Consider the following 12,314-nt stretch of genomic DNA (forward strand, 5'->3'; position numbering starts at 1 on the left):
TAGAAAATAGAATTTTTTCATATCCATATTATAACATTTCGAAATTATCTGTCAAATATTAAACATACAAAAATGTATAGAAAGTATAGAAATAGAAAAAATATTTTTAATTAATATGTATAATTACATATTAATTATATTATATGGTATTTCGGATGTATTTTCACCGAAAAAGTTTGCGTTACTACACAACTTTACTAGTATATTCCAAAAATACGTTCTCTTATATTTTCAAATAAACAAGCCCGCTATTTATTCATTAAACGAATTGAAAATCTCAAAGTAGAGACTATTCATACAGCCACAAACACTCCAGAAACGTTTAATCTTTCTACCTGTACCAGTGTATAGAATGCAAAAAACAGTGTATAGAATGCAAAAAAGGAACTAGCCAGTACTACTTACACGTGGCTAGTTCCCTCCTCCCTACTAAAAAAATAGAGTTGTATATCAGTTCTTCAAACCCTCAATCAAAGGCTCTTTTCTTCTACTGACCTAAAACCACTCCATATATCTGGTCTCACATCGCATGGGGCTCTATTATGCACTAACCGCCACCATGCATGGCTAGCTCCTCTATTCCAGCTAAAAAGAAGCTTTTAAAGCACTAACTTATCAACTAAACCAATTAACTCTTGAATATCCGGCTTACTTACTTGAGCATTTGCTCCTACAGCTTCGCCTTTATGGAATAATTCATTTGTAATTAATGAAGAGAAAATAATGACCGGTAAACGATTCATTACTTCACTATCCTTAACAACTTTCGTTAAATGATGTCCATCCATTTTCGGCATTTCAATATCAGTAATTAGCAGGTGAATATGTTCAAACATTTTTTCCCCTTGCTCTTTCGCTAATTTTTCAATTTGTGCTAATGCTTCTGCACCATTGCTGAAGAAATTCATTTTCGTATATCCAGCTGATGATAATGTTTCTTCTAATATTTGGCGAAGCATCGCTGAATCTTCTGCTATATAAATAACTTTTTCAGCTCGATCTGTTTTTTGCTCTAAACCCGAAAGTGATTTATTGTCATAACCAGTACCGCTAATTTCACATACAATTTTTTCATAATCTAATAGTAAAATAATTTGCCCATCTAGTTTTACAATACCAGATGTCGTTTCTTCTAGTCCCATAGACAATGAAGCTGGTTCATCAATTTGTTCCCAAGAAATACGTTGAATACGATGCACTTCATCCACACGGAAAATAACTTTCATTTGATTTAATTCAGAGATAATAAATTTCGTTTGATCAAGTGGCTTTGTCGATTTTAAATTAAGAGCTGTCGCTAAGTTAATAACAGGTAAAATTTCACCACGTACTTGAACAACACCTTCAACTGCATGATGAGATTCTGGCACAGTTGTAACAGGAAATGGATTAATGATTTCACGTACTTTCATTACGTTAATACTAAATAGATTTTCACCAACAGTATATGTGACAATCTCTAATTCATTTGTTCCGCTTTCTAATAAAATACTTTGTGCTTGTGACATAAAGGTGTCGCTCCCCTTCCATTAATTCCGTATATCTAATTATTAAGCTTTATTAAAAAGAAAAAGTCAACTACCTATATAAAAAATATAGATAGTCGAACGATTTATTTTAAAAGACGCTTAATCTTGTATAAACGAAGCAAGTGCCTCTAATAACACTTCTTGTGCTCCTACAATTTCTGTCGGCATTGCTTCCCACTTTTTCGAAAGCTCCGTTTCTACTCTTATTCTTAGCTCCGAATCCATTTCTTCTAGCACATATTCTTTCGTCGCTATATCAACATCGAGTAGCGCAAGCGCATATAATTCTGGATCATTTATTTTTTTAAATAATTGTTTCAATATAGCTGGTGCTATATGTTTTAATTTTTCAATATGAATTTCTTTATCTGAAAATAGTAACTCATATTGAATAAATGTAACATTTTCTTTAATCACTTTAAAATAGCAATTATTTTTTTTATCATTTACAAAATAACCGTTCGGATCTGCAATAATACTCTCTACTTTACGAATTAAATCCGGCAAACTACTCGCCGCCATTACAGTCCGCTGCTCAACCTCACTTGGCGAAATGAATGTAACGCGATACTTATTCTGCGCCATCCTCCTCACCTCTCCTTTTATAAAAATCTATCGCCACAAATAAATATATTAATCCCATCTAATACTTTAAGACCACAGGTATTATTCATACTACACTTCGTTTACATCTTCTTAAACTAACCTAGTAACTCTCCATATCTCTGGTCTTAAACAACGGTCGAGCACCCACATAAGCACTAACCGCCACCACACACCGCCAGGTCCTCTCTCAAAACCTAAAAAAGGGCTTTTAAAAACTTTTTAAGAGCTTTTCAATAACTCTATGTTATTGAACCAAAATGCAATCTGCTGATCCGTTATCCCTGATAGCGTAATAAAAAACTCACGGCACTTTATCTCGTCCTTAAACAGTTGATATTTCCATTCTCCCTCGCTACCAACACTTACGAAATAAAACTCATGAATACGGCCAATGATTGATTGCTTGTCACCAAATGAATATGGAGGCACTTGCTTAATTTCAAATTGATCCGGTAAATAGACATGCTCTTCTCGTTCCATTTTTAACACTTGCTCAGCAAGTTCACGTTTATTCTCGAAAAAAGGCAATTGTAAAATTCGCTCTTGTCTTGTCGTCATACGAATAAAAAACCCTTTCTACTACATTACAATTTTTCTTTATTATATATTATCGAATTAAGTTTACAACTTCATTTAATACTTCATCTGACACTTTAATTACTTTCGCATTTCCTTGGAATCCGCGTTGGTATAACATTAAGTCAACGAATTCTACAGATAAATCTACGTTTGAACTTTCTTTCGCTCCACCGCGTACGTTACCCGCACCATTCTCACCTGCAACACCAATTGCTGGAATACCTGACGATGGCGTTGCAATGTAATTACCATTTCCTGATTTCATTAAACCACCTGTGTTTGGGAATGTAGCCACTGCTAATTGTCCTACAACTTTCATACTACCATCTGAATACCTCATCATAACGAAACCACCGTCAGAAATAGAATAATCATTTGCAATTGCTGCTGGGCGTCCCGCTACATTTGTTGCTGTAAGTGTTTTTCCTGTTGGATAGTTTGTTAAACCACCTAAATTCAACTCTAGGTCTTTATTAGCAAATGGAATCTTTATAGTCCCACCTTGTGTAACCTCTCCTGTTTGTGGATTACGTTGCACATCTTCATCTAGTTTTTCTAATTTACCAGTTTTATCAAATTTAATGTTTTTCGTTAAAGGTGTACCGTCTTCCCCATTAACAGGCTTAAATTCTTTTTCATTTTGAGAATCATTTCTCATAGAGAATGTATATGTATATTCTCCTGGAACAGGTACATCAACTGTCTTTTCACCATCTCCATCACCTTTACCATCTCCAACAGGCTCTTTTCTTGTAGCCTGTTTAATATCTAAACGTAATGTGATTGAATTTCCTTCATCATCATAAATTGTAAAATCTGTTGATAGATTTGATTGATTTCTAGATAAATTTCCACCTAGTGTTGCCTTATCAGTTACACTTCCTCCTATGGCCGAACCAACAGGAAGTTTTATCGCACTTGGTTGCGATGAAAAATCTATTTCTTGTGTACCTGGTTTTACACCATACCCTAATACATATTGTCCACCTGTAGCCGTTATAAAATTGTCAGCAGATGCACCGAAAGAACCTTTTCTAGTATACTCAATATTTCCCCCGTTACGGTCCCCAACTATAAATAAACCATTTCCTTCTATTGCTGTTTCCATCTTCTCACCGGTTAAAGTAATAGAACCATCACTAAAATCTGTAGCTGTACCGCTAAATTTCAAACCATTACCAACACTCTTTGGATTCGTACCAGCATAAGAACCATCACCGCGTGAACCAACCGTATTATTATATAGTAAATCATCAAAAATAGCTTTTTGCTTCTTATATCCTGCTGTTTGCGCATTCGCAATATTATTTGAAGTAACACTTAATGCATTTTGTGTTGCACTCATTCCTGTAATACTTGTATATAACGCTTTAATCATAACTTATGTACACTCCTTATTTATTTTCTTTAACTTCTTCAGTTTCTCCAGCCGTTTCTGTATTTTCTTTTTTCTCATCTTCTGGATTTGTTTCCGTTATCGGTTTATCTGAAACTCTTTCTACAAAGCGGGTTGAGACAACTTGGTTACCAACAATAAGTTGGACATCATTATTTTCAGCAAGTCGCACTGTTTCCACTTGACCAAATACTTTTTCTCCCTTGTCGTTAACACCTTTAACATACTTTCCTAAAAACTTCATCCCTCCATCAAGAGCTGTCGAATACATCGTTGCTTGAAGCTTATCAACGGCTTTCGTCATATTCTGTACTTGTTCCATAAGGGACAGTTGAGCCGTTTGATTCATCATTTGGTTCGTATCCATCGCATTAAATGGATCCTGCTGTTGAAAACTAGCTAAAAAAAGCTTTAAAAAATCATCTTTATTCATAATACCAGGTGTGTTTTGAGTACCCGTTGATACCCCGTTCGCTTTTTGAACTGGCGATTGTACACCACCGTTAACAGCTGCGTTCTTTGTTTGCGCTCCTGCTTGTAACGGAATATGATTTGTACTCGTTGTATTTAATCCAACTGTTGGCACGCTTTATTCCTCCAATAATCCCACAAATTCTTTTGCATGTTGTTTCTCATGTTTCGTACTTGCTAATTTTTGTTTTTGCCTTTGCTCTTGTTCTCGCTGTTCTTTACGATTTTCATCTTTATCTGAATAACTAATTTGAATATTGATTTCTTTTTCTTTTAACTTCAGTCTCAATTCATCAAAAATGATCTCAACACGTTTTTTCGCATCATGTTTTTCCATTTCTACGTGAACATCAATTTGATCTCCATGTTTTTTCATAAACACAGTTAATGTACCAAGTTTTTCTGGATTGAGCTGGAATAAAACACGTTCTTGTTTTACTACAAATTTTTGCAATGCTTCTACTTGTGCTTCCATTTTCTTCCCTAAGTCAGGTAATGTCACTTTCTCAGTCGTTCCATTTTGTCTTACTATTGGGTCACTGCCCACTGTTTTTTGAAATAATTCAGCTCCATGCATTTCTGAGTCATTCGCTATAACTGTTTCTTCATTTTGAACTAATTCTTTTGCTTGAACTTTTTCAGAGCCTTTAGCCGAATCCTTTGGTGAAATTTTTTCTAAATCTAGAGCTCTCTTTACTATCTCCTCATCATTTTCATTTTTTAGAATTTCCGCGTTTTTCGGTTCTTCTTGTTTCTTTGCAATATTACAAGTTTCTGTTTCTACAACTTTCAAAGCTTGCATCGTTTGCTCCGCCATCGTCACCTTATCTAATACCATTTGCATTGTATCTTCTAAACATATAGCATTTTTGATATTCATATTGGAAAGAAGTTCTTGTAATTGTTGTAATTCTGCTGCGGGTAATTCGTTAAGTTTTATATTTCCATATTCTTTATACAGCTCTTGTATTTTTTGTATGTATTGATATAACAATTCTGGCTGCACACGTAATTGCTCAATTGCAACCATTTGCTCAGATACAGCTAATAACAACTTTTCTGTCTCTTTTTTTTCTTCTTTCTTTACAATTGGCTCTTCTTTTGTTACTGATTGTTTAGAAAGAATATATTCTTTTTTTTCTTCTTTTGGTGCTTCTTCTCGTTTCATTTTCTCCGTTTTCGGCTGCTTTTTATTTTCCATTCTCATCGTACGATCGAATGAAGAATCTTCACTTTTTGATTGTACTTCTAGCCCTTTTTCTTTTTGCGGAGGTAAACTTTGTTGCACCGGTAATACAGACTGTATCACTATATTCACCTCATCCATTCATACACATTTTCAAATCAAGAAGCATTTTTTCTTCCTGCTTTTCTCGTACTTTTGCAAGTTTTTTACAATCTTCTTGATACATCTCATCAATGACACGTTCTTTTTCTTTTACCTGTTCTAAAAGGCTTTCATTTTTTCGAATAAAATCTTCCGTTTTTTTAATTTTCCGATTCCATTCTTCTATTCTTTCAGGTGAAAACGTATGTGACGAAAGCATGCCAGCCATTATACGCTGCCCAGTTTGTACGACTTTACTACGCGATTTCACAACATATAAATCATATTCTTTTTTTTGTTCTATTTTTCTTTTTTCAGCTGTTAATTCATACACTTCTTTCAAAATCTGTTCTTTTTCTTGATTTATTTGCAATTTTACCGTGTCGTACTGCTGCTTATCCACCTGTTTTCATAGCCCCTTCCTATTATAACGTTCTCTTTTTCTATTATATAGTTTTTTTCCAAAAAAATCTGTGAAATATTAAAAAACAAAAAAATAAGACCTCTTGGGCAGAGGTCTTATACTGTATGGTGCATCGCTTCAACAATATCATCAAATTGGAAACTATCAGATCGACCTTGTTTTAAAAACGTATTTATACCTTCTACTTTGTTTTTACATTCAAAAATATAAGCATTTTCTGCATTTTCTTGAATCGTCCCTAATTTAAAATACAATTCATTTTCTTTATAAATAGATAAGATTTTTCTCATTTCATTTGCAAGTTGCCAATGATTTGGCGACACGATTTCTTCCATAATCCTACTTACTGAATCTAACACTGAAATGGCAGGGTAATGACTGAGCGTTGCAAGCTCACGTTTTAATACAATATGTCCATCTAAAATACCACGCGCTAAATCTGGTACAGGGCCGTTTAAATCGTCTCCATCAACGAGTACGGTATAAATACCTGTTATGGATCCCTTTTGTGTTTTCCCAGAGCGCTCTAATAGCTTCTTCATATAACTTTCCATTAAGAGTGTTTTACCACCGATCGGCAACTCTTTAACGGCAATATCAACACTTCTACGTGCGTCAGCAAAACGAGTAACAGAGTCCATCATAAGTAGTACGTTATTACCTTGATCACGGAAATATTCAGCTATAGACGTTGCGAGTTTCGCTGCACGAAGTTGCATTAGGTGACTTTCATCTGACGTCGCTACAACAACGACGCTTTTTCGCATTCCTTCTTCACCTAATTCTTTTCGAATAAAGTCTTTTACTTCTCGGCCACGTTCTCCTACTAAACTAATAACATTAATATCAGCTTTTGCATTTTTCGCAATCATTCCGAGTAAAGTAGATTTACCAACACCAGACCCAGCGAAAATACCAATCTTTTGACCGATGCCAATTGTTAGCATAGAGTCAATTGATTTGATTCCCGTTTCAAATACATCGGTAATTTCTTCACGTTCAAATGCATGAATAGGCGGGGCATCTAGTTTTATTTTTTGTAATGGAATATTCTCTGCATCCTCATTTAGTACTTCGCCATTTGCACTTAACACTTTTCCAAGTAAATGATTCCCACGAGGTACAACAACATCTTCCGCAATTAATGTAACGGAATCTCCGTAACATACTTTTTCTGTCTGTTCAAATGGAAGTAGCATATTGTTTTCTTTTTCAATCGCAATCACTTCACATAAAACATTATGTTCCCCAACGAAACAAACATCTCCAATTTTCGCTTTTGGCCCTTTCGCTACGAAAAGCTGCTCTTGCACACTATGAACTTTACCGACCTTCGTATAAAACGGCGTTTCAATAAATGTATTCCATTTTTGTTTTTCATTCATTAATAGTCGATTCATACATTTTGCTCCTCAAATAACTTCTCTTCTTCCCATTTCTGGCGAAGTTTCGCAAATATAGGTGCAAATTTAAATTCAAAGAACTCTTTCTCTTCTTCTAGAACAAATTCACCGAACTGTAAGGAGAAATCATATTTCCATTCTACTAATTGTAGTAACCAATACTCTTTCGTATTTTCCTTCTCTTCTTGAATACGTTCAAATGTTTCTGGATGTACTGTAATGATTAATTTTTCAAACGAAGTAGGCAACGTTTGAACGATACCAGTTAAAATAGGTAACACATCAAGCAATCGTGAATCTACTGCTTGATTCACGATTTTTTCTGCTAGATGAAAAGATTGATTCCATAATAACTCTGTCCATTCATATGCTGTTTCTTGTTGTTCTTTTTGAAACTGCATACGTGCTGCTTCCATCTGCTCCATTTGTTCATGAATATGCATTTGAAATTGTTCTTTATCTTGCAATAGCTGTTGACGCTCTCTTTCTAGCGTTTGCTGTTCTTGCCTTAGTTGATTCATTTCCATATGTAACGATTCTTGTTGCGCGCGAAGTTCTGCATGATCAACTTGTAATTCTTCCTCTTCTATATGAACTGCGGCTGGCTTTGGAAATTGTAATTCATACGTTTCTTCAGAAAAAGAAACAGAATTCTTCGGAATTCTGTTTTTAAATAAGGACATCATCTTCACCTCTTTGAACGATAATTCTTCCTTCCTTCTCTAGCTTTTTCACTGTGCCTGTAATCGTTTGCTGTGCCTTTTCAGCATCCGTCATCTTAAGCGGTCCTAAGCCATCTAATTCTTCTAGAATCATCTCTTTACGGTTTGAAGACATACATGTAAATAATTTCTCTTTAATTTCTTCTTTTGCAATTTTAAGTGCTTTCGCAATAACACCGTTATCTGTAATTTCTTCTAATACACGACGAAGTGCAAGATCTTCAAGTCCGAGTAAATCTTCAAATACAAACATGTTTTCTTTAATTTTCTCAGATAACTCATAATCCATTTCATCCAGCTTTTGAAAGACTGTTTTTTCAACACCTCGTGAAACGTTATTTAAAATGTTTACTATTGTTTTCAAGCCATCCGTTTTATTAATTGCATTAAATGCCATATTATTTAATTTTGATTTTAATAAATCACCAATTTGATTTATTAATTCACCATCAACTTGCTCTAGCTTCGCAATCCCCATTACCGTTTCTACTCGCTTATGATCTGGTAATCTCTCAATTAATTGAGAAGCAAGCTGCGGTTTAATATAAGAAGCGATAATCGCAATCGTTTGTGGCGATTCATCATTAAGTACAGTAAGAAGCGGTTCTAAATCCGCAAGTGAATTTAAGAATTCAAACGGATTATCTTTGTTATACCAAAGATCTTCCAATAATTTTTCTAGTTCGTCTTCTGGCATATTTTTAAATATGCGACGAATATATTCTTTATCCGGAGTCACTAGGTTTAATTCTTTTACATTTAATTCATACAAGAACTCCCCTAGTACATTTTCTAACGTTTCCGGTTTATATACACGAAACTTCGCGATTTCACGAAGTAATACTTCTTTTTCCTCAGCCGTCATATATTCAATGACTTTTGCTGCCACCCCTTCTTCTAATGTACGAATAAGGATGGCAGCTTTTTCTTTGGAGGAGATTTCATCTAACATCGTTGTTCCTCCCTTACTGTCCATTTAACCATTTTTTAATTACTTTTGCAGTTCCTTCTACATGCTCTTTCGTAGCATCATGCACTTGTTCATCTAACGTTGGTTCTTTCGGTTCTTCTGGTTCTGGTTTTGGCTCTGGTACTATTTTTTCTTCAGGAATTTCCATGATACTTTCACTACTTGCAGCAATTTCCTCTTCTGCTAAGTATTCTTCATATTCCTCTTCTTCTTTCTTTCTCTTACGTCTTGCTAACAAGAACCATACTAGACCACCAATCGCTAATAAACCAGCTGGAATTCCACCGAATAACCACCAGTTTATACCGCTTTCTTCTGGTTCTTTCTTCTTCTCTTCTTTCGGCTGATCAAACTGAACAGTTACAACGTTAACTTGACCGTTTGTAAAGTTTCCATTCGGATCAGCTTGAAGCCCAGCAGCTGTGCCGATTGCTTCTTTGAAAGTAGTCATATCTATTTTTCGTTTTACTAACGTATCGTTGTCTACCCATACTACAACATTTGTTTTCGTTAATTCTGGGTGTTTCTTAATTGTTTCAACTGTTTTATCTATTTCATAGTTTTCAATTTTGTTACCATTTTTATTATCATAGACGATTTTACCATTTTGATTATTGTTCGTACCGTAATTTGGTACTTCACCGTTCGCTGTAATACCAGCGCCTTGTTTCGTCTCTGCTCCTTCTTGTGCAGTAGAGCTTTCTTCTTGCTCTTGTTTACTACGAAGTACACCTTTATCACCATATTTTTCTGACTGGCGTGTAACTTCATCATAGTTTACAGACACTTTCGTATTCACTTTATATTCATTCGGTTTAAACATCGTCATTAACGTTGCATCAATATCTTGCTTTAATTTACCTTCAATTTGTTGCTGCATCTCTACTTCTTTTTCATAAGAAGAGGAACTAGTAGAATGCGCTTCATCTGCTCCTTTTGAGATAATACCTTTTTTGCTATCAATCACACTTACTTCTTCTGCTTTTACACCTGGAACTGCTGCACTAATCATTTGCTGTATACCTGCAACTTGATCTGCAGTTAATAATTGGCCACGTTTCACACCTACAGTAATTGCCGCTGTTCCTTTTGCTTTTTCTTCATCAAAAATTGTCTCTTTTTCAGGTAATGTAATTTGAACATTCGCCGTTTCAACTGTCGCAAAGTTTCTTACGATATCTTGCTCCAATTGCTTTTTCGTACCGACAATTTGCTTCATTTTTTTATCTTGCTCACTTGATCCGAGCGAGCTTTCTAATAAAATTTCCTCACCGCTTTTAGAATTAAACGGTAAGCCCATTCCATTCATTTCTTTTCGAACCCATGGAGCATCATTCTTTTGCACACGAATCGAACCATCGGCCGCTAATTGATAATCGACACCTAACTTCGATAATTCTGCTGTAATCTCTTGCTTATCTGCATCATTTAAATTTTGATATACAACAACATATTTATCTGGCAAGGTGAAGTATAAAAGCGCTCCTGTTACAATCGCTAAAAGCGCAGCACCGATTACTAACTTATGCCACGTTTTTAACGATTGGATAACATTTTTTATCTTTTCCATTTAAACACACCCGTCCACTTTCCTAAATTTGCATATTAATTAGTGACTTATAATTTTCAATAAGATTATCACGTACGAGAGCAGCCGTTTTCATTTGAGACTCAGCCTTCTTCTGCTGAATTAAAACGTCATGCGTTTCTCCTACCCCTTTAGTTAGTAAATCATACACTGCTGTTTGCGCATTGTTTTGCGTTTGATTCATATCTTCCAATAAATCGATAAACTTTTTCCCCTCAACTACAGATGTTTGAGACGTTTTCGGTGCACCAATTGACTGAATTGCTCCAAATGGTTGCGTATTTAACATTGGTTGGATTTTCATATTACTATATTCCCCCTTATCCTCGGCCAATTTCTAAATCTTTATCAAGCATTTTTTTATTCGCATTTAATACACTTGTATTTGCTTCGTACATTTTTTGGGCAACCATTACATTCGTCATTTCAGCAGTCACATCAATATTTGGATAACGTACATATCCTTCTTCATTTGCATACGGATGTGTTGGATCATACACTAAGTTTTCAGTTTTATCTGCTTCAATACTTTTTATTTTTACCCCATTAGTAGGAGACCCCTCTAACATATTTGCAAAACTATTGTTTGATTCTAGCACTACACTACGACGCTCATATAAATCTGCCCCCGGAGCAGCCGTTGTATTTGCATTTACAATATTGTTAGAAGTAACTTCCATCCACTTTCTCGCTGTCGTTAGCCCTGAGCCACTTGCATTAATTGCCTGAAACATCGTTGTCTCTCCTTCTACTTTTAACGTCCGCGTGCCGCTTGGTTAATTGCATATTGTGTATTAATCGCGTTAATTGAAATACCGTATAACTGATTTGCTTTCATTAAATCTAGCATTTCTGTCGTTACATCCACACTATTTCCATCTTTATTCGTTTGCATTGATCTTGTTTGAATCTTTGCATATGTATTTTTCATATTTACTGTCGGCAAGTGCATTTCATTCGTTTGATATAAATTTGGATTGCTCTTTAAGTCTGCAGCATTGTTCTTATATAATGCACTACTTTTATTCATTTGCTCAGCAAATGTTACATCTTGCGCTTTATAGCCGGGTGTATTCGCATTTGCAATATTACTAGAAACAGTATTTCGTTTCGTCACTAAATAATTCATATAATGGCCTACATCACTCACTAAATCTGGCATATTCCACACCCTTTCGTTTTTAACTTAATGATCCACTGATGGAAGTTTCACTTCATTATTTATTTTCTTATATGTGTTTATTAAAATATTAACAATCATGTACCCTTACATATTTTATTCCATTTTTCCATTGTTGT

At 34.9% G+C, this 12,314-nt stretch carries 14 protein-coding genes; all 14 read right to left on the reverse strand.

All coding sequences use genetic code 11. From position 1 onward, the window contains the following. Positions 1-599 precede the first annotated feature (599 nt). Complete coding sequence (locus tag MNO09_RS22640) at positions 600-1,508, reverse strand: chemotaxis protein (RefSeq protein ID WP_016088523.1); 909 nt, start codon at positions 1,506-1,508, stop codon at positions 600-602. A gap of 120 nt (positions 1,509-1,628) precedes the next feature. Further along, entirely contained in the window at positions 1,629-2,114 is a 486-nt protein-coding gene (locus tag MNO09_RS22645; protein ID WP_000068318.1) for a hypothetical protein, read from the reverse strand. A 240-nt stretch (positions 2,115-2,354) separates the two neighbouring features. Further along, entirely contained in the window at positions 2,355-2,693 is a 339-nt protein-coding gene (locus MNO09_RS22650; RefSeq protein ID WP_088106996.1) for a DUF3964 family protein, read from the reverse strand. 49 nt (positions 2,694-2,742) lie between these two features. Beyond that, positions 2,743-4,092: a flagellar hook protein FlgE gene (gene flgE / locus MNO09_RS22655; RefSeq protein ID WP_088106995.1), complete on the reverse strand. Its 1,350-nt coding sequence runs from the start codon at positions 4,090-4,092 to the stop codon at positions 2,743-2,745. 16 nt (positions 4,093-4,108) lie between these two features. Continuing rightward, positions 4,109-4,696, reverse strand: coding sequence for a flagellar hook assembly protein FlgD (locus MNO09_RS22660; RefSeq protein WP_001143476.1), 588 nt, complete (start codon positions 4,694-4,696; stop codon positions 4,109-4,111). A 3-nt stretch (positions 4,697-4,699) separates the two neighbouring features. Continuing rightward, positions 4,700-5,890: a flagellar hook-length control protein FliK gene (locus MNO09_RS22665; protein WP_140399216.1), complete on the reverse strand. Its 1,191-nt coding sequence runs from the start codon at positions 5,888-5,890 to the stop codon at positions 4,700-4,702. 10 nt (positions 5,891-5,900) lie between these two features. Continuing rightward, positions 5,901-6,311: a cytoplasmic protein gene (locus tag MNO09_RS22670; RefSeq protein WP_088106993.1), complete on the reverse strand. Its 411-nt coding sequence runs from the start codon at positions 6,309-6,311 to the stop codon at positions 5,901-5,903. Positions 6,312-6,427: 116 nt separating this feature from the next. Continuing rightward, on the reverse strand, positions 6,428-7,732 hold the full coding sequence (gene fliI, locus MNO09_RS22675; RefSeq protein ID WP_088106992.1) for a flagellar protein export ATPase FliI: 1,305 nt from the start codon (positions 7,730-7,732) through the stop codon (positions 6,428-6,430). Further along, the gene (locus MNO09_RS22680) at positions 7,729-8,418 is read right to left on the reverse strand and encodes a FliH/SctL family protein (protein ID WP_033660054.1); all 690 of its coding nucleotides are present in this window, start codon (positions 8,416-8,418) and stop codon (positions 7,729-7,731) included. The genes fliI and MNO09_RS22680 overlap by 4 nt, the downstream gene beginning before the upstream one ends. Next, positions 8,405-9,409, reverse strand: a complete 1,005-nt coding sequence (locus tag MNO09_RS22685; protein WP_000883360.1) for a flagellar motor switch protein FliG — start codon at positions 9,407-9,409, stop codon at positions 8,405-8,407. Before MNO09_RS22685 ends, MNO09_RS22680 begins: the two co-directional genes overlap by 14 nt. Before the next feature lie 13 nt (positions 9,410-9,422). Next, complete coding sequence (locus tag MNO09_RS22690; protein ID WP_088106991.1) at positions 9,423-10,997, reverse strand: flagellar M-ring protein FliF C-terminal domain-containing protein; 1,575 nt, start codon at positions 10,995-10,997, stop codon at positions 9,423-9,425. Positions 10,998-11,019: 22 nt separating this feature from the next. Next, on the reverse strand, positions 11,020-11,319 hold the full coding sequence (fliE, locus tag MNO09_RS22695; protein WP_000701682.1) for a flagellar hook-basal body complex protein FliE: 300 nt from the start codon (positions 11,317-11,319) through the stop codon (positions 11,020-11,022). 16 nt (positions 11,320-11,335) lie between these two features. Further along, positions 11,336-11,749 (reverse strand): flagellar basal body rod protein FlgC, encoded by a 414-nt coding sequence (gene flgC, locus MNO09_RS22700; protein WP_088106990.1) that lies wholly within the window; start codon positions 11,747-11,749, stop codon positions 11,336-11,338. 20 nt (positions 11,750-11,769) lie between these two features. Then, the gene (flgB, locus tag MNO09_RS22705) at positions 11,770-12,177 is read right to left on the reverse strand and encodes a flagellar basal body rod protein FlgB (RefSeq protein ID WP_088106989.1); all 408 of its coding nucleotides are present in this window, start codon (positions 12,175-12,177) and stop codon (positions 11,770-11,772) included. Between the last annotated feature and the right edge of the window lie 137 nt (positions 12,178-12,314).

Origin of the sequence: Bacillus sp. N5-665, from assembly GCF_022637375.2 — a bacterium.
Taxonomy (GTDB): Bacteria; Bacillota; Bacilli; order Bacillales; family Bacillaceae_G; genus Bacillus_A; species Bacillus_A wiedmannii.